At 73.6% G+C, this 24,370-nt stretch carries 26 protein-coding genes; 17 read left to right on the forward strand and 9 right to left on the reverse strand.

Going from position 1 to position 24,370, the window contains the following annotated elements; genetic code table 11:
• Positions 1-23 precede the first annotated feature (23 nt).
• Positions 24-230, reverse strand: coding sequence for a hypothetical protein (locus AB0C33_RS31495; RefSeq protein WP_358294157.1), 207 nt, complete (start codon positions 228-230; stop codon positions 24-26).
• An 84-nt stretch (positions 231-314) separates the two neighbouring features.
• Here AB0C33_RS31495 and AB0C33_RS31500 point away from each other — a divergent pair, with 84 nt between their 5' ends.
• Both AB0C33_RS31500 and AB0C33_RS31505 read left to right on the forward strand, forming a co-directional pair.
• On the forward strand, positions 315-1,055 hold the full coding sequence (locus AB0C33_RS31500) for an SCO2322 family protein (protein WP_358294158.1): 741 nt from the start codon (positions 315-317) through the stop codon (positions 1,053-1,055).
• Positions 1,056-1,065: 10 nt separating this feature from the next.
• Positions 1,066-2,049 carry a bifunctional adenosylcobinamide kinase/adenosylcobinamide-phosphate guanylyltransferase gene (locus AB0C33_RS31505; protein ID WP_358294159.1) on the forward strand — a complete coding sequence of 328 codons (984 nt, stop codon included), beginning with the start codon at positions 1,066-1,068 and terminating at the stop codon, positions 2,047-2,049.
• A gap of 24 nt (positions 2,050-2,073) precedes the next feature.
• Here the strand turns inward: AB0C33_RS31505 and AB0C33_RS31510 are convergent, their stop codons facing one another.
• Positions 2,074-2,874, reverse strand: coding sequence for an ATP-binding cassette domain-containing protein (locus AB0C33_RS31510; RefSeq protein WP_358294161.1), 801 nt, complete (start codon positions 2,872-2,874; stop codon positions 2,074-2,076).
• A 35-nt stretch (positions 2,875-2,909) separates the two neighbouring features.
• Between AB0C33_RS31510 and AB0C33_RS31515 the strand changes: the two genes are divergently transcribed.
• Positions 2,910-3,653, forward strand: coding sequence for an adenosylcobinamide-GDP ribazoletransferase (locus AB0C33_RS31515; protein ID WP_358294163.1), 744 nt, complete (start codon positions 2,910-2,912; stop codon positions 3,651-3,653).
• Between the two features lie 28 nt (positions 3,654-3,681).
• On the opposite strand, the gene AB0C33_RS31520 is transcribed toward AB0C33_RS31515, so the two are convergent.
• From AB0C33_RS31520 to AB0C33_RS31530, 3 genes are read right to left on the reverse strand one after another with little or no spacing between them, the layout of a single operon-like run.
• Positions 3,682-4,569 carry a CPBP family intramembrane glutamic endopeptidase gene (locus tag AB0C33_RS31520; protein WP_358294165.1) on the reverse strand — a complete coding sequence of 296 codons (888 nt, stop codon included), beginning with the start codon at positions 4,567-4,569 and terminating at the stop codon, positions 3,682-3,684.
• A complete protein-coding gene (locus tag AB0C33_RS31525; RefSeq protein ID WP_358294167.1) occupies positions 4,566-5,531 on the reverse strand; it encodes a hypothetical protein in 966 nt (321 codons plus the stop codon). The genes AB0C33_RS31520 and AB0C33_RS31525 overlap by 4 nt, the downstream gene beginning before the upstream one ends.
• Positions 5,528-5,875 carry a GntR family transcriptional regulator gene (locus AB0C33_RS31530; protein WP_352353377.1) on the reverse strand — a complete coding sequence of 116 codons (348 nt, stop codon included), beginning with the start codon at positions 5,873-5,875 and terminating at the stop codon, positions 5,528-5,530. The genes AB0C33_RS31525 and AB0C33_RS31530 overlap by 4 nt, the downstream gene beginning before the upstream one ends.
• A 105-nt stretch (positions 5,876-5,980) precedes the next feature.
• On the opposite strand from AB0C33_RS31530, the gene AB0C33_RS31535 reads away from it, so the two are divergent.
• The 14 genes from AB0C33_RS31535 (at position 5,981) to AB0C33_RS31600 (ending at position 21,107) form a co-directional block, all read left to right on the forward strand.
• Complete coding sequence (locus AB0C33_RS31535) at positions 5,981-7,450, forward strand: leucyl aminopeptidase (RefSeq protein ID WP_358294170.1); 1,470 nt, start codon at positions 5,981-5,983, stop codon at positions 7,448-7,450.
• A gap of 51 nt (positions 7,451-7,501) precedes the next feature.
• Positions 7,502-8,866: a dihydrolipoyl dehydrogenase gene (gene lpdA, locus AB0C33_RS31540; RefSeq protein WP_358294172.1), complete on the forward strand. Its 1,365-nt coding sequence runs from the start codon at positions 7,502-7,504 to the stop codon at positions 8,864-8,866.
• 38 nt (positions 8,867-8,904) lie between these two features.
• On the forward strand, positions 8,905-10,371 hold the full coding sequence (gene sucB / locus AB0C33_RS31545; protein WP_358294173.1) for a 2-oxoglutarate dehydrogenase, E2 component, dihydrolipoamide succinyltransferase: 1,467 nt from the start codon (positions 8,905-8,907) through the stop codon (positions 10,369-10,371).
• A 64-nt stretch (positions 10,372-10,435) separates the two neighbouring features.
• Entirely contained in the window at positions 10,436-11,329 is an 894-nt protein-coding gene (locus AB0C33_RS31550; protein WP_358294175.1) for a TIGR01777 family oxidoreductase, read from the forward strand.
• Positions 11,330-11,365: 36 nt separating this feature from the next.
• A complete protein-coding gene (locus AB0C33_RS31555) occupies positions 11,366-12,103 on the forward strand; it encodes a peptidase E (RefSeq protein ID WP_358294177.1) in 738 nt (245 codons plus the stop codon).
• 37 nt (positions 12,104-12,140) lie between these two features.
• Positions 12,141-12,833, forward strand: a complete 693-nt coding sequence (lipB, locus tag AB0C33_RS31560; RefSeq protein WP_358294179.1) for a lipoyl(octanoyl) transferase LipB — start codon at positions 12,141-12,143, stop codon at positions 12,831-12,833.
• Positions 12,834-12,889: 56 nt separating this feature from the next.
• Positions 12,890-13,873 carry a hypothetical protein gene (locus tag AB0C33_RS31565; protein ID WP_358294181.1) on the forward strand — a complete coding sequence of 328 codons (984 nt, stop codon included), beginning with the start codon at positions 12,890-12,892 and terminating at the stop codon, positions 13,871-13,873.
• Between the two features lie 42 nt (positions 13,874-13,915).
• On the forward strand, positions 13,916-14,845 hold the full coding sequence (gene lipA / locus AB0C33_RS31570; protein WP_352353393.1) for a lipoyl synthase: 930 nt from the start codon (positions 13,916-13,918) through the stop codon (positions 14,843-14,845).
• Between the two features lie 83 nt (positions 14,846-14,928).
• Positions 14,929-15,915, forward strand: coding sequence for a helix-turn-helix domain-containing protein (locus AB0C33_RS31575; protein WP_358294184.1), 987 nt, complete (start codon positions 14,929-14,931; stop codon positions 15,913-15,915).
• 96 nt (positions 15,916-16,011) lie between these two features.
• Positions 16,012-16,395 (forward strand): VOC family protein, encoded by a 384-nt coding sequence (locus AB0C33_RS31580; protein WP_352353397.1) that lies wholly within the window; start codon positions 16,012-16,014, stop codon positions 16,393-16,395.
• The gene (locus tag AB0C33_RS31585; RefSeq protein WP_358294186.1) at positions 16,392-17,183 is read left to right on the forward strand and encodes an alpha/beta hydrolase; all 792 of its coding nucleotides are present in this window, start codon (positions 16,392-16,394) and stop codon (positions 17,181-17,183) included. The genes AB0C33_RS31580 and AB0C33_RS31585 overlap by 4 nt, the downstream gene beginning before the upstream one ends.
• Before the next feature lie 67 nt (positions 17,184-17,250).
• A complete protein-coding gene (locus tag AB0C33_RS31590; RefSeq protein WP_358294187.1) occupies positions 17,251-19,605 on the forward strand; it encodes a glycoside hydrolase family 3 C-terminal domain-containing protein in 2,355 nt (784 codons plus the stop codon).
• Positions 19,606-19,662: 57 nt separating this feature from the next.
• Positions 19,663-20,343: a DUF4191 domain-containing protein gene (locus tag AB0C33_RS31595; protein WP_352323051.1), complete on the forward strand. Its 681-nt coding sequence runs from the start codon at positions 19,663-19,665 to the stop codon at positions 20,341-20,343.
• Positions 20,343-21,107 carry a class I SAM-dependent methyltransferase gene (locus tag AB0C33_RS31600; protein ID WP_358294188.1) on the forward strand — a complete coding sequence of 255 codons (765 nt, stop codon included), beginning with the start codon at positions 20,343-20,345 and terminating at the stop codon, positions 21,105-21,107. Before AB0C33_RS31595 ends, AB0C33_RS31600 begins: the two co-directional genes overlap by 1 nt.
• On the opposite strand, the gene AB0C33_RS31605 is transcribed toward AB0C33_RS31600, so the two are convergent.
• Genes AB0C33_RS31605 through AB0C33_RS31620 form a run of 4 tightly spaced genes read right to left on the reverse strand, consistent with a single transcriptional unit; the run spans position 21,088 to position 24,356 of the window.
• Positions 21,088-22,029 carry a hypothetical protein gene (locus AB0C33_RS31605; RefSeq protein ID WP_358294190.1) on the reverse strand — a complete coding sequence of 314 codons (942 nt, stop codon included), beginning with the start codon at positions 22,027-22,029 and terminating at the stop codon, positions 21,088-21,090. The genes AB0C33_RS31600 and AB0C33_RS31605 overlap by 20 nt on opposite strands.
• On the reverse strand, positions 22,026-22,652 hold the full coding sequence (locus AB0C33_RS31610; protein ID WP_358294192.1) for a TetR family transcriptional regulator: 627 nt from the start codon (positions 22,650-22,652) through the stop codon (positions 22,026-22,028). The genes AB0C33_RS31605 and AB0C33_RS31610 overlap by 4 nt, the downstream gene beginning before the upstream one ends.
• Positions 22,653-22,701: 49 nt before the next feature.
• On the reverse strand, positions 22,702-23,898 hold the full coding sequence (locus AB0C33_RS31615; protein ID WP_358294194.1) for an MFS transporter: 1,197 nt from the start codon (positions 23,896-23,898) through the stop codon (positions 22,702-22,704).
• Positions 23,895-24,356: an RDD family protein gene (locus AB0C33_RS31620; protein WP_358294195.1), complete on the reverse strand. Its 462-nt coding sequence runs from the start codon at positions 24,354-24,356 to the stop codon at positions 23,895-23,897. The genes AB0C33_RS31615 and AB0C33_RS31620 overlap by 4 nt, the downstream gene beginning before the upstream one ends.
• Positions 24,357-24,370 lie beyond the last annotated feature (14 nt).

Genomic DNA, 24,370 nt, shown 5'->3' on the forward strand with positions numbered 1-24,370 from the left:
CAAGGGGTTCCCTTTTTCGCGGATCACTCCGGACGCAATGACATTCCCGTGTATTCGACGCGGTCCTCGTCGAGCAGCGACACCTGCTCGACCCCGGATTCGAGCAGCTCACGCCAGTTCTCCCCGAGCCAGGACTCCGCATCGGCCTGACTCGGGAAAACCTCTCGCGGCAAAGGGCGGTCCGTCACCTCACCACCATTTGCATTTTCATAACGCCACCGCCATGTCATGCCATACGCTCCTTCTCCGCGGGTTCGCCGGCGCCTTCCCTCCGACGGCACTGGAACCCTACTCCCGAGCTCGGAGGTCCATCGATGCTGCGCGCGGGCCGTGTTGCCGCGGCGGTCGTCCTGGGGGCGGCCGCCGTAGTCCTTCTCCCCTCCTCCGCGCTCGGCTCACCCTCCTCGCGGCCCGGCGGTCCCGCGCCGGGGATCGTGCGGCTGTGGGGGGTCTGGCGCAGCGACGGCACGGCGTGGCTGGCGTCCACGGCCGCGTACGAGCCGGCGGACGGCTCGGTCGTCGGGTGGCGCTTCGCGGTCTCGGCCGACGGGTCGGTGGGCGAGCCGCCGGGGGGTGAGCTGCCGTCGTTCCCGGCGGTGTGCGTCCAGGACGCGGCCGGCTCGGGGCACAAGCGGGTGGCGGTCGCGGTGGACTTCGGGGACGGGGAGGGCGACGTCCCGTCCGGTGAGCGGCCGCCGGCGCACCCGCTGCTGCGCTGCGTGACCGGCGCCGAGGACGCGACCGCCGCCCAGCTCCTGGCCTCCACGGCCAGGGTCGGCGTGAACGGGCGCGGCGAGGTCGTGTCGGTCAGCGGCTACCCGTCCCAGGCCGCGGGGACGGCCCCGTCCCAGGGCGCGGGGACGGGCCCGTCCCAGGAGGCGGGCGTCGCCGAGCGGGCCGCCGCGCCCGCGAGCGCGCCCGGCGGAGTTCCGGCGCTGCTGATCGCGGGCGGGGCGGGGGCGCTGTTGTTGCTCGGCGCGGGCACGGCCCTGGCCGCCCGCCGCCGCCCCGGTCGCCCGGGTCGGGCCGGTCGGGCCGGTCGGGCCGGTCGGTAGCCTCTGGGCGGTGAAGATTCTTCTCTCCGGGACCGGGGGTGCGGCGGGGTGGCCGGTGGACGGGTGCCCGTGCGCCTCGTGCGCCCGGCTCCCCCAGGGCCGTCGCCGCCCCTTCGAGCTGCTCGTGGACGACACGGCGCGGTTCCCCTTCACCGGCGGCGGCGCGTTCGGCGGCGGGCTCGGGCTGGTGGCGGCCGACGGCGCGGCGGTGCTGTGCCTGCCGCCGGGCCGGGAGGCCCCCTCGGACGGTCCCGCCCGCTACGACGTCGTCGTGCTCGACCTGCTGGACCGCCCGCAGCGGCTCGGCGAGCTGCGCCGCGCCGGGCCGGCCGACGACCGGACCACAGTGGTGGCCGCGTGGCTGGACCACCGGATCAGGTCGGAGGAGGAGCTGGCCAGGCGGCTGCGGTTGTGGGGGGCGGTGGCCGTGCCGGACGGGACGGTCCTGGGCAGCGGCGGAACGGTCCGCGAGACCCCGCCGCGGCGGGCGTTGCTGCTCGGCGGGTCCAGGTCGGGCAAGTCGGCCGAGGCGGAGCTGCGGCTGGCGGCCGAGCCGTACGTCACCTATGTCGCCACCGGCGGCGACGGCGCGGCGGACGGCGAATGGGCGGCGCGGGTACGGGCGCACCGGGAACGGCGGCCCGCTCACTGGGACACGGTGGAGACGACGGACCTGACCGGGGTCATCGCGGCGGCGCGCACGCCCCTGCTGATCGACGGGCTGGGCACGTGGCTGGCGGCGGTGTTCGACGAGCACGGGGCCTGGGACGGCGACCGCACGCCGGTCGCCCGGCGCTGCGCGGAGCTGGTCGAGGCGTGGCGTGGCACGCCGGTGCCGCTCGTGGCGGTCTCGGACGAGGTGGGGATGGGCGTGGTGCCCGCCACGTCCGCCGGCCGGGCCTTCAGGGACGCGCTCGGCAGGCTCAACGAACGGCTCGCCGCCGAGTCGGAGTACGTCGCCCTGGTGGTCGCGGGACGTCCGCTGGAACTGTGAGCCGGTGGCCTCCGGGAGCCGGGACTACGGGCGTACGGCTCTGGCGTACCAGCGGCCGTCGAGGCGGTCGACGTGCAGCGGACGGCCGAAGCACTCGGACAGCAGGCCGGGGGTGAGCACCTCCGACACCGGCCCGGCGGCCAGCAGCCGCGAGTCGCGCATGAGCAGCGCGTGCGTGGTGGTCGCGGGCACCTCCTCCAGGTGGTGGGTCACCGTGACCGTGGTCAGCACCGGACGGGTGGCGGCCAGCTGCTCGACCGCGGTGATGAGGTCCTCGCGGGCCGGCAGGTCGAGCCCGGCGAACGGCTCGTCGAGCAGCAGCACGGCGGGCTCGGCCATGAGGGCCCTGGCCACTCGGATCCGGGCCCGCTCCCCTTGCGAGCACACCCGGAACGGGCGCTCGACCAGGTCCTTGCAGCCCAGGTCGGCCAGCAGGCGGGTGGCGCGCTCGCGCTCGTTGTCGCCGTACTTGTCCCACAGCGGGACGCTCGTGCCGGTGTGGCCGGTCAGGACCACTGTGTGGGCGGTGGCGCCCTCCTCCTCCAGCAGGTCCTCGTCGATCAGCCGCTGACTGGCCGCGACCAGGCCGATGTGGCGGCGCAGCTCCCGCAGGTCGACCCGGCCGAGCCGGTGGCCGAGCACGCTGACCGCGCCCTCGCTCGGGTGGCGCACCGCCCCGGCCAGCGAGAGCAGGGTGGTCTTGCCCGCGCCGTTGGGGCCGAGGATCACCCAGTGGTCGCCGTACGCCACCTGCCAGTCGATGCCGTCGAGCAGCGTTTTGCCGACAACCCGGACAGCTACACCTTCGAGTTCAAGCACGTGCATTCCCGCCACATTAGTCGGCCCTAGGATCGGTCGTTATGCCGCTTGCTGAGCTGACCCATGGGCTGCGCTTCGCGATCGGCATGCTCAGCGCCGTTCCCGTGCGGGTCGGCAGGGTCGATCGGGAGGTCGCCGGGCCGGCCATGGTGGCGGCCCCCGCGGTCGGGCTGGGGCTCGGCGCGGTGGCGGGCCTGGCGCTGCTGCTGCCGGGGCCGCCGCTGCTGGGCGCGGCGCTCGCGCTCGGACTGCTCGCCGCGCTCACCCGCGGCCTGCACCTGGACGGGCTGGCCGACCTCGCCGACGGCCTGGGCAGCGGCCGGCCCGCCGAAGACGCCCTCGACATCATGAAGAAGTCGGACATCGGGCCGTTCGGGGTGATGACGCTGGTCATCACGCTGCTCGTCCAGGCGGCGGCGCTGACCGAGGCCGGCTATCCCGCCCTGGTGACCGCCTGCGTGGCCGGGCGGCTGGCGCTCACCTGGGCGTGCCGGGCGGGCGTGCCCGCCGCGCGGTCCGGCGGGCTCGGGGCGATGGTGGCGGGCACCGTGAGCGATCCGGCGGCGTGGCTGGCCACGGCGGCCGCTCTGGCCATGACCGCCGGGCTGGGGCTGGCGGCCGGGACGTGGGCGCCGCCGATCGCGCTGGCGGCCGGGCTCGGGGCGGCGCTGCTGCTGCTCCGGCACGCCCGTCGGCGGCTCGGCGGCGTCACGGGGGACGTGTTCGGCGCCCTGGTGGAGACCGGCACGGCGGCCGCGCTGGTGGTGTGCGCGATCCTGGGCTGAGCGGCGAACCGGGCCGAGCGGGGGCGAGTCAGGCGACCGGTTGCGGGGCGCGGGCCGGGAGGCGGCGCAGGAGCACCACGCACAGCAACGCGAGCGGGACCCAGCCGACCAGCCCGGTGAGCCCGGACACCGCGGTGTCGGGCGGGACCGCGGCGTCCCCGAGCAGCAGCACGGCGGGCAGCACCGCGTTCAGCGAGCCGTGCGCGACCACGCAGGGCCACACGCTGCCCGTACGCAGCCGCAGCCAGCCGATCGCGATGCCGGCCAGCACGCAGAAGCCGATGAACTGCAGCGCCGCCCACGACCCGAGGCTCGGGTAGTTGTAGCCGAGCAGGGTGAGCGGGGCGTGCCACAGCCCCCAGATCGCCCCGGACAGCGCCAGGCCGCCGATCGGGCCGTACGTGGCGGACAGCCGGGGCAGCAGCCAGCCGCGCCAGCCCCACTCCTCGCCCAGCGCCGGGACCGCGTTCAGCACCGGGCCCGCCAGCACGCCGATGGCGATCTGCAGGTAGAGCGCCGGGCCCGGGTCGGCCGGCGGCTGCACGCCCCCGGCCGCGAGCTGGGCCCGGAACAGGCTGAACCGGTCGAGGTCGAGCGGGAACAGCCCGACGGCGGTGCTGAGCCCGGCGCAGACGGCGATCAGCAGCGGCACGCCCAGCCAGGCGGCCAGCACGTACCGGCCGGTGCGGCCCTTGCTCTCGCCCAGCGTCAGGCCGGTCTCGGCGGCCCAGCGCCGCCAAGGCGCGCGCGACAGCGCCCACACCCCGAGCACCCCGGCGGCCGGCGTGAACATCATGACCGCGGCCAGCCCCTTGGCCGCGGGCGAGCCCAGGCCCGCGCCGAGCCAGATGGGCAGCGCCACCAGCCAGGACAGCCCGAAGGCGAGGACGAGGAAGACGGGAAGCTGTTTTCTCATGACCGTGCACGCTCCGCGACGAGGGCGTTGATGAGGGACGCGCCGCGCTCGGCGTCGTCGATGCTGATCGCCAGCCGCCCGCCGGAGCGGTAGCCGACGACCAGGCACTCGCCGCCGCGCAGCATGATGGTGGCCGCGCCGGGCAGGCCGCGGAAGCCCCAGCCGCCGACCTCGCTCGGCCTGCGGTCCTCGGTCCAGGCCCGGTCGATCCGCGACAGCGGGATCCTGCGCGCCGGGACGCCGAACGGCCCGAAGCCGATGACGAGCGCGTCGTCGCCGACCCGCACGGACAGCGTCGCCGTCGCCAGCCCAGCGACCAGCACGATCACGGCCCCGGGCAGGGCGGAGGCCATGGTCGCCGCCGGCACGACGCCGGCCAGGCGCAGCCCGCAGAGCACGACGATCGCCGCCGCGGCCACCAGCGTCAGCGCGACCAGCCAGGGGTTGACCAGCCGGCTGACCCAGACCGTACGGCGACCGGGCCGCAGCTTCATGGCCGGGGGCGGCTGAACGGCCCCGACCGGGTCGGGCCCGCCCCTGCCGAGGTAGCCGGCGAGCGCGCCCACGCCGAGGGAGCCGAAGAGAACCAGCGGGACGTGCCAGCCCGGCAGGCTCGCGGCCGTCCAGTCGGGCACGTCGAGGTTGGCCGCCAGCGTGGAGGCCTGCGTGCCGAGCACCAGGACGCCGCCGCCGAACAGCCCGCCCCACCACAGCGCCCGCCCGTTCCGGTGCCGCAGCGCCCAGCCCCGCGCGGCGACGGCCAGGAACACGATCCACACCACGGTCCACACCGCCGCCACCGTCAGCACGTGGGCCTGGAAGGACGCCGAGCCGTCGACGCCCGCCGCGCCCCAGTGGGTGGCCAGCGGGTCCGGCAGCCGGTCGCGCAGCCCCATGGGGGCCAGGAGCAGGGCCGCCGTGACGGCCGCGCCCCACCCGGCCGCGGGGATTCGGGGGTTCATGGCAGATCCTCCAGGATGGTGATGAGGTCCTCACGGCGGTAGCCGTGCCTCTCGGCCTCCTCCAGCAGCTCCCGGGCGCGCTGCACGAGCAGCGCGCGCCCGTCGGCCTGGCCCGCGACGCTGACCCCGCGCCCGCGCCTGAACTCCAGCAGCCCCTCGTCGCGCAGGTCGCGCAGCGCGCGCAGCACGGTGTTGGGGTTGATGCCGAGCGCCCTGGCGAGGTCGCGGGCCGGCGGAAGGCGGTCACCGGGCGTGTAGGAGCCCTCGCCGATGGCGCGGCGGATGGCGCCGGCCACCTGTTCATGGAGGGGCCGTGCGTCGTTGAGATCGAGCGCGAGCAACATGATGCTAATGACACTAGCACCATGAAACGGAATGCGTCCGACCAGCATTTGTAGGATGAACCCCTGTTTGTGAGTACGCAGAAACCGTGGATAGCATCGGTTTACGTGACCACTGTGCGGCTGAACTCAGCAGACCCAGTCTCTGTCGACACCGACGCCCTGATCGTCGGCTTCCGGCCCGGCCAGGACGGCCCCCGCCCGGCCACGGGCGCTGAGTCCCTCGACGCGGCTTTCGGCGGCAACCTCGCCACCTCCCTCAGCTCGCTCGGCTTCTCCGGCAAACCCGGAGAGCTGGCCAAGCTGCCCACGTTCGGCGCCGTCCAGGCCCCGGTGCTCGTCGCCGTCGGCCTGGGCGACTCCTCCGACCACGAGTCCCTCCGCCGCGCCGCCGGCGCCGCCGTGCGGTCGCTGGCCGGCACCGCGCGCGCCGCGCTGGCCCTGCCGGCCGACGACGACGCCCAGGCCGAGGCCGTCGCGCTGGGCGCGCTGCTCGGCGCGTACGGCTTCGACCGCTACCGCACGGGCGAGCCGCCGAAGGCCCCCGTCTCCGAGATCACCGTCCTGTCCGGGCAGGGCGAGTCCGCCGCCGAGCGGGCCGGCGTGCTGGCCGAGTCGGTCTCGCTCGTCCGCGACCTGGTCAACACGCCGCCGTCCGACCTGTGGCCGGCCAAGTTCGCCGAGATCGCCGAGCAGGAGGGCGCCAAGCACGGGCTGACCGTCGAGGTCCTCGACGAGAAGCAGCTCAAGGACGGCGGCTACGGCGGCCTGGTCGGCGTCGGCCAGGGCTCGGTCAACCCGCCGCGCCTGGTCCGCGTCGCCTACAGCCACCCCGAGGCGGGCAAGACGCTGGCGTTCGTGGGCAAGGGCATCACGTTCGACTCCGGCGGCCTGTCGCTCAAGCCGTCGGCCGCCATGGACTGGATGAAGTCCGACATGGGCGGCGCGGGCGCCGTGCTCGGCGCGCTGGTCGGCATCGCCCGGCTCGGCCTGCCGGTCAACGTCGTCGGCTACCTCTGCCTGGCCGAGAACCTGCCGAGCGGCACCGCCCAGCGCCCCTCCGACGTCATCCACAGCTACAGCGGCAAGACCGTCGAGGTGCTCGACACCGACGCCGAGGGCCGCCTGGTGCTCATGGACGGCATCGCGCGCGCCGCCGAGGACGACCCCGACCTGATCGTCGACATCGCCACGCTGACCGGCGCGCAGATCGTCGCGCTCGGCTGGCGCACCGCGGGCGTCATGGCCAACGACGACGCCGTCCGCGAGCTGGTCGTCGAGGCCGCCACCGCCGCGGGCGAGGGCGCCTGGGGCATGCCGCTGCCGGAGGAGCTGCGCAAGGGCCTCGACTCGCCGGTCGCCGACATCGCCAACCTCCACCCCGAGCGCTTCGGCGGCATGCTCACCGCCGCCATCTTCCTCAAGGAGTTCGTGCCCGACGGGGTGCGCTGGGCGCACATCGACATGGCCGGACCGGCCTACAACAAGGGCGAGGCGTACGGCTACACCCCCAAGGGCGGCACCGGCGCCATCACCCGCACCCTCATCGGACTCGCAGAGCGGCACGCGAGCATCTGAAACAAATGAAAAGATGACGGCATCACGAACACCCCGACAAGGAGCCTTCCTGTGGCCTATGACATCGTCGTCCTAGGTGGCGGCAGCGGCGGTTACGCCTGCGCGCTCCGGGCGGCCGAGCTGGGCAAGTCGGTCGTCCTGATCGAAAAGGACAAGATCGGCGGCACCTGCCTCCACAGGGGATGCATCCCCACGAAGGCCCTGCTGCACTCGGCCGAGGTCGCCGACGAGACACGCGAGAGCGCGTCCTTCGGCGTCAAGGCGAGCTTCGAGGGCATCGACGTCCAGGGCGTGCACGCGTTCAAGGACAAGATCGTCACGCGGGCCTGGAAGGGCGTCCAGGGCCTGCTCAAGGGCGCGGGCGTGACGGTGGTCGAGGGCGAGGGCCGTCTGGTGGGCCCGCGCAGCGTGCAGGTGGGCTCGGAGGTCTACGAGGGCGCCAACCTCGTGCTGGCCACCGGCTCGGCCCCCCGCACGCTGCCCGGCCTGGAGATCGACGGCGAGCGCATCATCACCAGCGAGCACACCCTGAAGATGGACCGCGTGCCGTCGTCGGTGATCGTCCTGGGCGGCGGCGTGATCGGCGTCGAGCTGGCCAGCGTCTACCGCTCCTTCGGCGCCGAGGTCACGATCGTCGAGGCGCTGCCGCACCTGCTGCCGACCGAGGAGGAGTCCAGCTCCAAGCTGCTGGAGCGGGCCTTCCGCCGCCGCGGCATCAAGTACGAGCTGGGCGTCTTCTTCGACTCCGCCAAGACCACCGAGACGGGCGTCGTCGTCACCCTGGCCAACGGCAAGACCCTCGACGCCGAGCTCCTGCTCGTCGCGGTCGGCCGCGGCGCGGTGTCGTCCGGCATGGGCTTCGAGGAGCAGGGCGTGACCATCGAGCGCGGCGCCGTCGTGGTCGACGAGCACTGCCAGACCTCGGTCCCCGGCGTCTACGCCATCGGCGACCTGATCCCCACGCTGCAGCTGGCCCACGCCGGGTTCGCCGAGGGCATCATGGTGGCCGAGCACATCGCCGGCCTCAACCCGCCGCCGATCGACTACGCCGGCGTGCCCCGCATCACCTACTCCGACCCCGAGGTCGCCTCGGTCGGCATCACGTCGGCGCAGGCCGCCGAGCGCGGCATCGAGATCGTCGAGCAGGTCTACGACCTGGCCGGCAACCCCAAGAGCCAGATCCTCGGCACCTCCGGAGCGGTGAAGGTCATCGCCCAGAAGGACGGCCCGGTCGTCGGCGTCCACATGGTGGGCCGGCGCATCGGCGAGCTCGTCACGGAAGGCCAGCTGATCTACAACTGGGAGGCGCTGCCCGCAGAGGTCGCCCAGCTCATCCACGCACATCCGACCCAGTCCGAGGCAGTCGGTGAGGCGATGCTGGCCCTGGCCGGCAAGCCGTTGCACGTACACAACTAGTCCAGCCCTCGAGATCAGAACGCGAGAGAAGAATAACGATGCCGGTCTCCGTACAGATGCCCCAGCTCGGCGAGAGCGTGACCGAGGGCACGGTAACCCGTTGGCTGAAGAAGGAGGGCGAGCGCGTCGAGGCCGACGAGCCGCTCCTCGAGGTCTCGACCGACAAGGTCGACACCGAGATCCCGTCGCCTTCCGCGGGTGTCCTCACCAAGATCGTCGTGGCTGAGGACGAGACGGTCGAGGTCGGCGCCGAGCTCGCCATCATCGACGAGAACGCCCAGCCGGGCGCCGCCGCCCCGGCCCCGCAGGCCGCGCCCGAGCCCGAGCCGGAGCCCGAGCCCGCCCCGGCTCCCCCGGCCTCCTCCATCCCGCAGCCGGCCCCGGCCCAGCCCGCTCCCCAGCAGGCCGCCCCGGCTCCGGCCCCGCAGGCCGCCCCGGCTCCGGCCCCGCAGGCCGCTCCGGCCCCGGCCCCGCAGGCCCCGGCTCCGCAGCAGCCCGCCGAGCCCACGCCGCTGCCGTCCTCGGGCGACAGCCCCTACGTGACGCCGCTGGTGCGCAAGCTCGCCAACGAGCACGGCGTCGACCTCGACTCGATCAACGGCACCGGCGTCGGCGGCCGCATCCGCAAGCAGGACGTGCTGGAGGCCGCCAAGTCCCAGCGCGCGCAGGCCGCCGCCCCCGCCGCGGCTCCGGCCGCCCAGCCGGCCGCCGCCGCGCCGGCCCCCGCCGCCGCCCAGGCCCCGGTCGCCGCGGCGCCCGAGCCGGTCGAGGTGGACACCACGCTGCGCGGCCGCACGGAGAAGATGACGCGGCTGCGTCAGACCATCGCCAAGCGCATGGTCGAGTCGCTGCAGACCGCGGCGCAGCTCACGTCGGTCGTCGAGGTCGACGTCACGAAGATCGCCCAGCTCCGGGCGCGGGCGAAGGACGACTTCTTCCGCCGCGAGGGCGTGAAGCTGACCTTCACCCCGTTCTTCGCGATGGCCACCGTCGAGGCGCTCAAGCAGCACCCCAAGCTCAACGCCACGATCAACAACGAGACCAACGAGGTCACGTACTTCGACGTGGAGAACCTGGGCGTCGCGGTCGACACCGAGCGCGGCCTGCTCGCGGCGGTCGTCAAGAACGCCGGCGACCTCAACCTGGCCGGCCTCGCCCGCAAGGTCACCGACCTGGCCGAGCGCACCCGCAACAACCAGGTGACGCCCGACGAGGTCACCGGCGGCACGTTCACGCTGACCAACACCGGCAGCCGTGGCGCGCTGTTCGACACGCCGATCCTCAACCAGCCGCAGGTGGGCATGCTCGGCACCGGCGCGGTCGTCAAGCGGCCCGTCGTGCTCGACACGCCCGAGGGCGAGGTCATCGCGGTGCGTTCGATGGTCTACCTGGCGCTGACCTACGACCACCGCCTGGTCGACGGCGCCGACGCCGCCCGCTTCCTGACGACGATCAAGCGTCGCCTGGAGGAGGGCCGCTTCGAGGCCCAGCTCGGGCTCGCGTAGTCATCGCTCATGAGGCCGGGTGGCTCCTTCGGGGGCCGCCCGGCCTTTGGCGTACTGTGGGGCCATGGCGATCATCGTGACCGGGGCGTCGGGCCTGATCGGTACGGCGCTGGTCGGGGCGCTGCGCGACCAGGGGCGGGAGGTCGTCCGCCTGGTCCGGCGGGAGCCCGCGGGGCCGGGAGAGGCCTTTTGGGACCCCTCGGCAGGGGTGATCGACCGGGCCGCGCTCGAAGGGGCCGAAGCCGTGGTGCACCTGGCCGGGGCCTCGGTCGGCGACCGGCGCTGGACCGCGGACTACAAGCGCGAGCTGGTGCGCAGCCGCGTCGAGGGCACCCGGCTGCTGGTCGACGCCCTGCGCGCGCTCGGCAGGCCGCCCGAGGTGCTGCTGTCGGCCTCCGGGGTCGACTTCTACGGCGACACGGGCAGCCGGGAGATCGACGAGAGCCAGGGCAAGGGCCAGGGGTTCCTGGCCGAGCTGTGCGAGCGCTGGGAGCGGGAGGCCGAGCGGGCCGCCGAGGCCGGCTGCCGGGTCGCGCGGCTTCGGACGGCGATGGTGCTGAGCCGGCACGGCGGGGCGCTCGGGCGCATGTTGCCGATCTTCCGCATGGGGCTGGGCGCGCCGCTGGGGACGGGCCGGCAGTACTGGTCGTGGATCTCCTTGGACGATTGGGTGGCCGCCGCACTACATATCCTGAAAAATCGGGATATTGAGGGTCCGGTCAATCTCGGGTCCCCTTCTCCGGTCACCAACGAAGAATTCACCCGGACTCTGGGTAAATGCCTGCGTAAAGGCACAGTCCCCATGCCCGTACCGGCGTTCGCCCTGTCCATCGGGGTGGGCGAATTCGCCCGCGCGGGGCTGCTGCCGAGCCATCGCATGATCCCGCGGAAACTGCTTGACAGCGGCTACGGCTTCACGCATACCCGTCTCGACGAGGCGCTGCGCGCCGTACTGTAGGGTGCCGTTCGTCCTTCAGCACGCGGGAGATCCGACATGAGCAGGTCCGGGCAGTCGCACATTCTGGCCATCGGGGGCGGATCGTTCCGCCCGAGCGAGCGTCACAACTTCATCGAGGCGAGCGGGTTGCTGCGGTACGGCCTCGACCTGACCGGCCAGGACCGCCCCAAGCTCGGCCTGGTCGCCACCGCCGTCGGCGACTCCTCCGACTGGCTGCTGAAGATGTACGGCGCCTTCTCCGGCTGGGACGTAGAGCTGAGCCACCTGACCGTCTTCCCCATGCCCAACGTGGAGGACGCGCGGGCCTGGGCGCTCGAACAGGACATGATCTACGTCAGCGGTGGCAGCGTGGCCAACCTGATGGCGTTGTGGCGGCTGCACGGCCTCGACGAGGTCTTCGAGGAGGCCTGGCGGGCCGGCGTGGTGCTGTCCGGGCAGAGCGCGGGCGCCCTGTGCTGGCACGTGGGCGGCAACACCGACTCCTTCGGCCCGGCGCTGCGTCCGTGGGCCGACGGGCTCGCGCTGCTGCCGTATTCGTGCGGGGTCCACTACAACGCCGAGCCGCAGCGCCGCCCGCTGCTGCAGGAGTCGGTCGCCTCCGGCGAGCTGCCCGGCGGGTACGCCGCCGACGAGGGCGTCGCCCTGCACTACGTGGGCACCGAGTTCATCCAGGCGGTCACCGTCGACCCGCGGGCCTACGCGTACCGACTGGAGTACGACGGCGCCAACGGCGTCAAGGAGTTCAGGATCGAGCCACGCCTGTTGACCCCCTGATTACCCGGACCGGGTGAGGGAACGGCACAATAGGCTCATGCGCCCCATCCACGGGGACGATCCCCACGCGCTGGCCGTCGTCCGCCTTGGTGTGGACGTCCCCTACGAGCAAGCCTGGTCGTTGCAGCGCTGGATGCACGGCAAGCGGGTCGCCGGCGAGCTGGGCGACGCGGTCCTGATCCTGGAGCACGCCCCCGTCTACACCGCGGGCAGGCGCACCCTGCCCGGCGACCGCCCCTCCGACGGCACCCCCGTCGTCGACGCCGACCGGGGCGGCCGGGTCACCTGGCACGGCCCCGGCCAGCTCGTCGCCTACCCCATCGTCGCCGTCGCCGACGTGACCCGATACGTCTGCGCCCTTGAGGAGACGATGATCCAGGTGTGCGCCGACTTCGGCGTCACCGGCCGGCGGGTGCCGGGGCGTCCGGGCGTGTGGGCGGCCGGCGACGTCGCCCTGGGGCTGCCCGACCGGCAGCTCGGCGCGGTCGGCATCCGCGTCGCGCGCGGCGTGACGATGCACGGGTTCGCGCTCAACTGCGCCAACGACCCCCGGTGGTTCAACCGGATCACGCCGTGCGGGCTGCCCGACGCGGGGGTCTCCTCGCTGTCGGCCGAGACCGGCCGCCGGATCGTGGTCGAGGAGGTCATCCCGATCGCCGAGAAGCGGCTGGCCGACGCCCTCGGCAGGGAGCCGTTCGACCTGCACGAGGAGGATCTGCTGCGCAGGTGACCGAATCGGCATCGAACAGCGGTTGAATCTGGATCTTTCCGGCTTAACATCACCGTGTGAAGCGTTCCGCCGCTCTCGTTCTCGCGCTCCTGGTTCACCTGCTCACGCTGGCCTTCCTCGCGCTGGGCGCGTGGGCCGTGCTGGCGCACCTCGACTCCCTCGTGGCGTGGCTGGTCGGCGGCGTGAGCCTGGCCGTGGGATGGGCGCTGCGGCCCCGTCTTCCCCGCCTGCCGGCCGACGCCGAGGTGCTCGACCGCGCCGCTGCCGGCGAGCTGTACTCGCTGGCCGGCCGCGTGGCCGACCGGGCCCGCGTCAAGAGGCCGCGCAAGGTCGCGGTCCTGGACCTGGCCACCGAGACCGTCTATGACCATGTGGGCGTGCCGCGCACGCCGGTGCTGGTCATCGGGCTGCCGTTGTGGCTGGCCCTGACGCCGCGGCAGCGGGTGGCGCTGCTGGCCACCGCGTACGCGCGCACCCCCGCCGCCGAGGAGCTGATCGTGGACGGCGCCCTGTTCACGCTGGCCGCCTGGCACGACGCGCTGCTCGGGCCGAGCCCTCCGCTGCAGATCAGGGAGGAGGCCCAGGCCAAGATCGCCGCTTCGTCGCTGGGCGCGATCGACCAGCCCGGCACGACGTACGAGGCGGCGGGGTTCTTCGGCCGGCTGATCGGGCGGGTGCTGGGCGGCCCGGTGCTGCTGGCGGAGTACGCGCTGACGGCGCTGGCCCGCGCCGGACGGCCCCGTGCCGAGCAGCGGCGGGAGGCGATCGCCCGGCGGGTCGTGTCCGAGGCCGAGCTGGACGAGCTGCGCGGCCTGGCCGCCGGCGGCTACCTGGCGCCCATCCAGGCCGCGGCGCTGCGCGGCGAGAGCGTCACGGCCATCAGGCAGGGCGCGCTGGCCCGCCACCGGCTCACCGACGACGGCGTGCTGACCTCGGCGCCGCACTCGGAGCTGCTGGACACCGCCGGGTCCGCGCTGATCGACGAGGAGCTGCTGCGCCACTACACCAGGGCGATCCGCGGCTTCGGGCTCATCACCTGACCCTCGACCGGTCCGGTTCTGCGGCGGACGTAAGCTGGACGGGTGACCGTTGCTCCTGATGGCCGAAAGCTCCTCCGCCTGGAGGTGCGCAACGCCGAGACCCCTATCGAGCGCAAGCCCCCGTGGATCAAGACCAAGCTGAAGACGGGCCCCGAATACACCGAGCTGAAATCGCTCGTGCGCCGGGAGGGCCTGCACACGGTCTGTGAAGAGGCGGGCTGTCCCAACATCTACGAGTGCTGGGAAGACCGCGAGGCGACCTTCCTCATCGGCGGCGACCAGTGCACCCGCCGGTGCGACTTCTGCCAGATCGACACGGGCAAGCCCAAGGAATACGACCGCGACGAACCGCGCCGGGTCGCCGAGTCCGTCCAGCAGATGGGCCTGCGCTACGCGACCGTGACCGGCGTGGCCCGCGACGACCTGCCCGACGGCGGCGCCTGGCTCTACGCCGAGACCGCCCGGCAGATCCACTCCCTGCTGCCCGGGTGCGGTGTCGAGCTGCTGGTGCCCGACTTCAACGGCAACCGCGACCAGCTGGAGGAGGTCTTCTCCAGCAAGCCCGAGGTGTTCGCCCACAACGTCGAGACGGTGCCGCGCATCTTCAAGCGCATCCGCCCCGCCTTCCGCTACGAGCGTTCGCTCGGGGTGATCACGACGGCCCGCGAGGCCGGGCTGGTCACCAAGTCCAACCTGATCCTGGGCATGGGCGAGACCCGCGAAGAGATCGTCGAGGCGATGCGCGACCTGCACGCCGCCGGCACCGACCTGCTGACGATCACCCAGTACCTGCGGCCGACGCCGCGCCACCACCCGGTGGAGCGCTGGGTCAAGCCGGAGGAGTTCGTCGAACTGCAGGCCGAGGCCGAGGCGATCGGGTTCGCCGGGGTGCTGTCGGGGCCGCTGGTGCGCTCGTCGTACCGCGCGGGCAGGCTCTACCAGCAGGCCATCGCGGCCCGCCAGACCACCTGATCCAGGCCTATCCCGCTTGATCCTGCTTGATCTTGCTTGAGCGGAGCCCCGGGCCGTTGCCCGGGGCTTTTCGCGTCCCTAGCATGGCAGGGCTGCCGAGGGAGGGCGAGGCCATGGCGACCGTGATCCGCACCAGCGACCTGCCCGCGCGCAGCCGTCACGACGCCTGGCGCGGCATCGTCTGCGACACGCTCGGGCCGCTCGACCTGCGCATCGATTCCGGCGCGCCGCTGCGGGGCGAGATCGAGCTGGGGCAGTTGGGCCCCGTGGGCGTGGGCCGGGTGCGCACGTCCACGCCGCACAGCGTCCACCGCACGGCGAAGCTGATCCACCGCGACAACCCCGAGCTCTACCGGGCCGTGCTGGCCGTCTCGGGCAACCCGGTGCTGCGCCAGGACGGCCGCGAGATCCGCCTGGACAAGGGCGAGTTCGCCATCTACGACTTCACCCGCCCCTACGAGGTGGCCTACGACTCGGCCGTGCAACTGGCGGTGTTCAGCTTCCCGCACGAGCTGCTGCCGCTGCCGTACGACGACGTGGCCCGGCTGACCGCGGTGCCCGTCTCGGCGCGCGAGGGCGCCGGCGCGCTGGCCGTGCCGCTGCTGCGCCGGGTCACCGAGGACTACGACGACTACACCCCGGCCAGCGCGGCCAGGCTGGCGACGGTGGTGATGGACCTGGTCACCACGGCCCTGGCCGAGCGGGCCGAGCAGGCCGCCGCGGTGCCCGAGGACGCCCGCCGCCGCGCCCTGCTGCTGCGCGTGCGCGCCTTCATCGACCAGCGTCTGGGCTGGTCCGACCTCGATCCGGCGATGGTGGCCGAGGCGCACCACGTCTCGGTGCGTTACCTGCACCGGCTGTTCGAGTCCGAGAACACGACGGTGGCCGCCTGGATCAGGCACCGGCGGCTGGAGCGCTGCCGCGCCGACCTGCTGGGCGCCCGGCACCTGCCGGTCGGCGAGGTCGGGGCGCGGTGGGGGCTGCCCGACTCGGCGCACTTCAGCAGGCTGTTCAAGCGGGCGTACGGGCTGCCGCCGGCCGAGTTCCGGCGCGCCAACCCCGTGCGCTGATCGTCAACCGTCCTGGCACGGGGATCCAAGACGCGCGGGGTCGTGCGGAGCAGACTGAAGGTGTTCCAGAACACCTCAGATGCCTAGGAGCACGACATGCAGCTCTTCCTCAACCTTCCGGTCAAGGACCTGGACCGGTCGCAGAAGTTCTTCACCGAGCTCGGCTTCACGATGTACGGCATGGCCGAGGGCATGGCCTCGATGCTCGTCAACGAGCAGACCCAGGTGATGCTGCTCACCGAGCCGACGTTCTCCACGTACGTCACCAAGGAGATCGCCGACGCCACCACCAGCACCGAGGCCATCCTGGTGCTCGGCATGGAGAACCCGGCCCAGGTGGACGAGCTGGTGGACAAGGCGCTCGCGCTCGGCGCCACCCCGGCCGGCGTGCCGCAGGAGGCCGGGTTCCGCTACCAGCGCGGCTTCGCCGACCTCGACGGGCACCACTGGGAGGCCCTCTGCCTGGTCCAGCCCGCGTGAACGGCCACGCCACCTCGGCGGACGGCACCGTGCTGGCCTACGACAGCTACGGCGCCGGGCCCGCGGTCGTGCTGGTCAACGGCGCGTTCGGCGACCGGGCGCACCCCACGCTGGCGGGCGTGGCCGCCGCGCTGGCGCCCTGGTTCACGGTCGTCAACTACGACCGCAGGGGCCGGGGCGGCAGCGGCGACACCCGGCCGTACGCGGTCGAGCGGGAGATCGAGGACCTCGCGGCGGTGATCGGGGCGGCGGGCGGGACGGCCATGGTGTTCGGGGGCTCGTCCGGCGCGGCGCTCGTGCTGGAGGCCGCCGCCCGGGGCCTCGGCATCACGAGGGTGGCGGTGTGGGAGCCGCCGTACCACGTGGACGACGACGCTCCCCCGCTGCCGGACGACTTCGCCGCGCAGCTCGACGCGCTGGTGGACGCGGGCCGCTGGGAGGAGGCGGTCGAGCGGTTCATGGTGGAGGCGGCCGAGGTGCCGGTCGAGGCCGTGGCCGCGATGCGGGCCGACGCGTCGTGGGCGCACCTCAAGGACGTGGCCCGCACGCTGGCCTACGAGGCCGCCGTCCTCGGGCCGGGCAACCGGCTGCCGGCCGCCACGCTGGCCGCGATCGCACAGCCGTTGCTGGTGCTGAGCGGGGAGCGGAGCCCCCGGTGGATGGCGGGCGCGGCGCTGGCGGTCGCGGCGGGCGTGCCGGGGGCGCGGCATCGGGTGCTGGAGGAGCAGGCCCACGCCGTGACGCCGGAGGCGCTGGTGCCGGAGTTGCTGGAGTTCTTCGCCCGGTGACAGGCTTTGCGTAACGTAAAGGTCACAAACCTATCGAGTGCTCGGTTTTCTGGTGAACACTGATGCCGTGGAACTCGACGAACTGATCGCCCGGCTCGACCTCCCCACCAAGATCCGCCTGCTCACCGGGGCCGGCATGTGGTCCCTTCCGCCGATCCCCGAGATCGGGCTCGACCGGCTCGTGATGAGCGACGGCCCGATCGGCGTCCGCGGCGAGCAGTGGACCTCCGCCGACCCGTCGATCGCGCTGCCCAGCCCGACCGCGCTCGCGGCCACCTGGGACGTGGAGCTCGTCCGGCGGGCCGGCGCGCTGCTGGCCCAGGAGGCCCGGCGCAAGGGCGTGCACGTGCTGCTCGCGCCCACGATCAACCTGCACCGCTCCCCGCTCGGCGGCCGGCACTTCGAGTGCTTCTCGGAGGATCCGTACCTGACCGGCGAGATCGGCGCGGCCTACGTCGAGGGCGTGCAGGAGGGCGGCGTGGCCACCACGCCCAAGCACTTCGTGGCCAACGACTTCGAGACCGACCGCTTCACCGTGGACGTGCGGGTCAACGAGAAGACGCTGCGCGAGGTGTACCTGCGGCCGTTCGAGCGGGTGGTGCGGGCCGGCGCGTGGGGGCTGATGACGGCCTACAACGCGGTGAACGGCACCACCATGACCGAGCACTCCGACCTGGTCAACGGCGTGCTGAAGGACGAGTGGGGGTTCGACGGGCTCGTCGTGTCCGACTGGACGGCCGTGCGCAGCACCGAGGCCGCCGCCCTCGGCGGCACCGACGTGGCCATGCCCGGCCCGTTCGGCCCGTGGGGGGACAAGCTGGAGGCCGCCGTCCGGGAGGGGCGGGTGCCCGAGTCGGTGGTCGACGACAAGGTCCGGCGCGTCCTGCGGCTGGCCCGGCGCACGGGCGCGCTCGGCGGCGGCGAGCGGCCCGCCCCCGGCGTCATCGACGGCCCCATCGACGGACTCGCGCTGGCCCGCGAGGTGGCCGCGCGCGGGTTCACCCTGCTCACCAACGACGGCGTGCTGCCGCTGCGGGACGTGCGCACGCTCGCGCTCATCGGCTCGGCGGCCGGCGAGGCCCGGGTCATGGGCGGTGGCAGCGCCCAGGTCTTCCCCGACCGGATCGTCTCGCCGCTGGCCGGGCTGAGCGCGCTGGAGGGCGTCGAGGTCCGGCACGCCGTCGGGACCGACCCGCGGATCCGCCTGGCGCCGCTGGCCTGCCCCGTCGTGGCGCAGTTCCTCGACGCGGGCGGCGGCCTGCTGGCCGAGCATCCGCTGGCGGCCGCCGAGGCGCGGTGGGTCGGCCAGCTGCCGCCGGACGTGGACGGCGAGCGGCTCGGGGCGGTGCGGCTGCGGGCGGCGTACACGCCGGGCACGTCGGGCCGGCACGAGCTGTCGGTGGCGGGCGTGGGCGCCTTCACCGTCACGGTGAACGGCGAGACCGTCCTCGACACGACGATCGAGCCGGGAGGGGGCGATCCGGCGGCCGCGTTCCTGTCGCCGCCGGAGCGGCGTTTCGCCGTCGAGATGGCCGCGGGCGAGTCGTACGAGCTGAGCGTGACGCATCCGGCGGGGGCCTTCGGGGGCATGGCGTTCGTGGCGTACACGCTGGGCCACGCCGACCCGGCGCCGGGGGCGGACGAGCTGATCGCCGAGGCCGTGCGGGTGGCGGCGGACAGCGACGTGGCGGTGGTCGTGGCCTCGACCACGCCGGAGGTCGAGAGCGAGGGCTTCGACCGCGAGACCCTGGCGCTCCCCGGCCGCCAGGACGAGCTGATCCGCGCCGTGGCCGCGGCCAACCCGCGCACGGTGGTCGTGGTCAACGCGGGCTCGCCGGTGGAGATGCCGTGGGCGGACGAGGTCGCGGCCGTGCTGCTGACCTGGTTCCCCGGGCAGGAGGCCGGGTCAGCGCTGGCCGACGTGCTGTCGGGCCGCGCCGAGCCCGGCGGCCGCCTGCCCACCACCTGGCCCGCCACGCTCGCGGACGCCCCCGTCACGGACGTCACCCCCGTGGACGGCGCTGTGGCCTACGACGAGGGCGCGTCCATCGGGTACCGGGCCTGGGAGCGGTCGGGGCGGGTTCCGGCCTTCTGGTTCGGCCACGGCCTCGGCTACACGACGTGGAGCTACGACTCCATCGCCGCCGAGGGCGCGACCGTGACCGTCGCGCTGACCAACACCGGCGACCGCTTCGGCCGCGAGGTCGTGCAGATCTACCTCTGCCGGGGCGCCGACCGCCGCCTGGCCGGGTTCGACGTGGTCGAGGCCGGGCCGGGAGAGACCGTGATCACGACCGTGTTCCTGCCCGACAGCGCCTTCCAGGTGTGGGAGGACGGCTGGCGCACGGTCGAGGGCGAGTACACGCTCCAGGCGTCGCACCACGTCGCGGACCCGAGGCTGTCGATCACGGTGAAGATCTAGCGACAAAGGCCGGTCGCGTTTTCCATAGTGCACCAGTTGGTTTGTATCCTTCTGAGCATGGCAAAGTCCGAGGATCCAGAGAAGCCGGGGCGCATCAAGCAGCTCCGCATGATCGCGCAGATCATCAAGCAGGCCAATCCCAAGGGGATGCCGATCGTCTTCCTCTCGGCGGTGGGCACGCTGGCTGTGGTCGTCGTGATCGGCCTGGTCACGGACTACCTGTGGTATTCGGTGTTCATCGGCGTCCTGGCCGCGCTCACCGTCGGGCTGGTCGTCTTCGGCCAGCTCGCCCAGAAGGCCCAGTACTCGATCCTGCACGGCCAGACCGGCGCCGCCGCCGCGGTCCTGCAGGGCATGCGGGGCAACTGGCAGGTCACCCCGGCCATCGCGGTCAACCGTGACCAGGACCTGGTCCACCTCGTCGTCGGCTTCCCGGGGGTCGTGCTGGTCTCCGAGGGGCCGGGCAACCGGGTGGCCAAGATGCTCGCGGCCGAGAAGAAGCGGGTCGCGCGCGTGGTGCTGGGCGTCGAGATCTACGACATCCAGTGCGGCGACGGCGAGGGCCAGGTGCCGATCGCCAAGCTCCAGCGGCACATCATGAAGCTGCCGCGCAACCTGAAGAAGCCCTCGGTCAACGAGGTCAAGGACCGGCTGCGCTCGCTGCCGAAGAACCTGCCGATGCCCAAGGGCCCGATGCCCAAGGGGGCCCGCATGCCGCGCGGCCCGAAGATGCGCTAGTGCTGTCGGTCTCCTCGCGGGCCAACCGCCACTGGTGGGACGGCAACGCCGACGACTACCAGGTCGAGCACGGCGGCTTCCTGGGGGACACCGGGTTCGTCTGGTGCCCCGAGGGCGTCGACGAGGCCGAGGCGCGCCTCCTGGGCGAGGTGCGCGGCCGGCGGGTGCTGGAGATCGGCTGCGGCGCGGCGCAGTGCGCGCGGTGGCTGGTGACGCAGGGGGCCCGGGTGGCCGCCTTCGACATCTCCCACCGGCAGTTGCGCCACTCCCAGCGCATCGACCTCGACACCGGCCTGCGCGTGCCCGTGGCGCAGGCCGACGCCGAGTCGCTGCCGTACGCGTCCGGCGCCTTCGACCTGGCGTGCTCGGCGTACGGGGCGCTGCCGTTCGTGGCCGACCCGCTGGCGGTCTTCCGCGAGGTGCGCAGGGTGCTGCGGCCGGGCGGCCGGTTCGTGTTCTCGGTGAGCCACCCGATCCGGTGGGCCTTCCCCGACGATCCCGGCCCGCGCGGGCTCACCTCCGACCGCTCCTACTTCGACCGCTCGCCCTACGTCGAGCGGGACGACGACGGCACCCCCTCCTACGTCGAGCACCACCGCACGATGGGCGACTGGATCGGCCTGCTGGCCGCCTCCGGACTGACCCTCACCGGCCTGCTGGAGCCGGAGTGGCCCCAGGGGCACGAGCGTGCGTGGGGCGGCTGGAGCCCGCTGCGCGGCCGGCACATCCCCGGCACGGCCATCTTCACCTGCGCGAATACCTAGCCGCCAGCGCCGCGAAGACCTCCTTGGGCTCCCAGCGGGTCTCGTCGAGCATCCTGACCACGCCGTAGGAGCCGAGATCGTCGGCGCCGCGCCGGTTGTAGGCGGCGAAGGTGAACCAGAACGCGGCCGCCAGGCCCTCGGCCTCGAAGACGTCGAGCAACTCCTCCAGGTAGCGGACCTGCTCGCCCTCGTCGGGCACGGCCCCCTCGGGCACCAGGTACGCCGAGCCGCCCCGCTCCCCCGCGCCCTTGTAGGCGCAGGTGCCGAACTCGGTGGCGGCCACCGGCTTGCCGTGGGCGAAGTGGGCGCGCACCTCCGCGGGGAAGTCGGCGGCGTTGTAGGCGGCGCGGTAGGCGTCGACGCCGACGATGTCGAAGGGCGTCCAGTCGACGAACTCCCAGGGGCCCGACGCGTACGTGAGCCGGCCTCCGAACCGGGCCCTGACCGCCGCGGCCGCCTCGGCCAGGAAGGCGTTGAAGCGGGGCGCGACGTCGGCGGCCGTCGTCTGCCACCAGGCGAGGTCGGCCGTCGTCATGGCCTGCAGGCGCTCGCCGTACGTGGCGCCGGGGATGAAGCCGTGGCAGAACGCGCTGGTCTCGCACCCGGCGACCAGCACCACCTCGGCGCCGGTGCGGCGCAGGGACTCGGCGCGGGCGGCGCAGTCGGCGTAGAGGGCGACGGCCCGCTCGGGGGTGGCGTCCACGGGGAAGGGCGCGAACCACACCTCCAGACCGGCCGCCGCGGCCCGCTCGGCCGCGACGGAGAGCCGGTCGGGATCGCCGCCGGAGACGCGGACGGCCGTGCAGTGGAGCTCGTCGGCGATCACCCGCATCTCGCGGGCGACGACGTCGGGATCGAAGGTCCGGCGGCTGAGCTGCGGGCCGTTCAGAAACCCAGTGTCATAGTTAATCCCTTTTTTCACTGTTTTTCCCCTTTTATGGATGGAAAGCCGTTTTCGAGGAGATCGAAGGCCGTCTCGACGTCGTCCGCCAGCAGCCGGCCCGCCTCCTCCAGCGCGCCCCCGGACGCGAGCCGGTGGAAGAACGTCTCCTGCAGCGTGGTGATCGTGGCGGTGATCTGGGCCGCCATGAGCTGGGCGGTCAGGCCGCCCGCGGGCGCGCCCATGGCCTCGGCCAGCGCCGCGGCCAGCGCGTGCCGCTCCCCCGCATGTGTCTGCTGGACGGCCGCCAGCAGCGCCGGGGTGGCCGCGATCACCCGGACGCGGGTCAGCAGCCCCTCCACGTCCACGTCCCGCGCCCCCTGGGCGGCCATCGTCCGGTAGTGCTCGCGCAGCGCGCCGAGCGGCGAGACGCCCGGCGCCCGGCCCGCCACGATCGCGGCCGTGTCCTCCGTGACGCCGTCGAGGGCCAGGCACTCCTTGCTGGGGAAGTACGCGAACAGCGTGACCTTCGCGACCCCGGCCGCCTCGGCGATCTCGTTGACCGTCACCGCGTCGTAGCCGCGCTCGGCGAACAGGCGCAGAGCCGTCTCCGCGATGCGCCGCCGCGTCTGCTCCTTCTTGCGCTCCCTGAGCCCCGCCATCATGGCTCCACGATAACCGTACCGGGTAAGAAAACAAACCCGGTACGGATTTCTACTCCGCGGTGCTCATCGGCGCGCGGGCGGCGAGACCGGCGGTGGCGGCGAGCATGGCGGCGCTCAGCGCGAAGACGCCGAGCACGCCGGTCGCCCCCGCCACCACGCCCGCCACGGCGGGCACCAGCACCTGACCCAGCCGGTTGCCGGTCAGGCGCAGCGCGAGCGCCGTGCCGCGCTCGCCGGCCCGCGCGCGACCGGCCACCCAGGACAGCGTCAGCGGCTGGCCCAGCCCCAGCGCGAAGCCCATCAGCGCGACCACCGGCACCGCGGCGGCCGGGCCGCACAGCGGCAGCGCGGCGACGGTGACCGCGGCGGCGACGGTGCTGGTCACCAGGACGGCGCGGCGGCCGTACCGCAGGACCAGGCGTTCCATGGCGAGCCTGCTCGCCATGGTGGTGGCGGCCCGCAGCGCCAGCAGCGCGCCGACCGCGACCACCCCGGCGCCACGGCTCTGTCCCCAGGCCGGCAGGTACGCCAGCACCAGGTCGATCGTGGACACCGTGGCCAGGCTCGTGACCAGGGCCTGCCACATGCCCTCCTGGCCGAGCGTGCCGCGCAGCGGGAAACGCCGGACGGCGGCCCGCCCGCGCGCCGGGCCCGGCCCGTCGGTCCACAGGCTCGCCAGCCCCGCCACCAGCCCGAACCCGGCCGCCACGACGAGGGTGGGCCCGACGCCGGCCGCACCGCCCGCGTCGCCGCTCGTGACGAGCGTGCCGCCCGCCACGAGGGCCGCGGCGGACGGCCCGGCGAGCTGGCCGAGCGAGGTGAACACGGTGAAGCGCGCGTAGGCGCGGTCGTGGCCCCCGGCGGCCACCCGGTTGGCGATGACGGCCTGCTGGGCGACGACGGACAGCAGGTGCCCGAGCCCGAACAGCGCGTTGAGCAGCACCAGCGCCCACAACGAGCGGGCCACGGCCAAGGCCAGGGCGCTGCCGGTGATCAGCGCGGCGCCCAGCAGGGCCGCGCCGCGCTCGCCGGAGGCGTCCACCCAGCGCCCGACGGAGACGGCCGCGAAGAGCGGGAGCACCGAGAACCCGGCGGTGATGAGCCCGATGCCGAGGTTGCCCGCGCCGATCTCGATGGCCCGGTAGCTGACCATCGGACGGGCCGCGAACGTCGCCGCCTGCACGCACACCGCCGCCACCATGAGCGGGCCGAACCACCGGCCCGTCCCGGCCCGGCGGGTCGTCACATCCGGACGACCATGGTGTTGGACACCCGGTCGTGCACCCCGCGGTGGTCACGGTCCCAGATCAGGGCCGGCAGGGCCAGGCCGAGCAGGACGGTGCGCACCAGCACGGGCAGCAGGCGCGGGGCGCCGCCGTCCATGGCGGCGACGCGGACGCCGGCCAGCCGGTGGCCGAACGTCTGGCCCATGAAGCCGACGAGCAGCAGGTACTGGAGCGCGAACACCAGCACGGGCGCCCACGGGGACTCGGCCGGGTTCATCCTGAGCAGCAGCTGCACGACGACCCAGGTGCAGATCATCCAGTCGATCACGAGCGCGGCGATCCTGCGCCCCCACCCGGCGACCGATCCGCTGCCCTCCTCGGGCAGCCCGAGGCGCTCACCCGGGTACCCGAGGTCGATCCCGGCGGACCGGATGCCGCCCAGCCAGGTCTGCGTCCACCGAGGCTCGTTGCTGCTCATGCCGTCAACGGTAT

This window comes from Nonomuraea sp. NPDC048881, assembly GCF_040649795.1.
Classification (GTDB): Bacteria; Actinomycetota; Actinomycetes; order Streptosporangiales; family Streptosporangiaceae; genus Nonomuraea.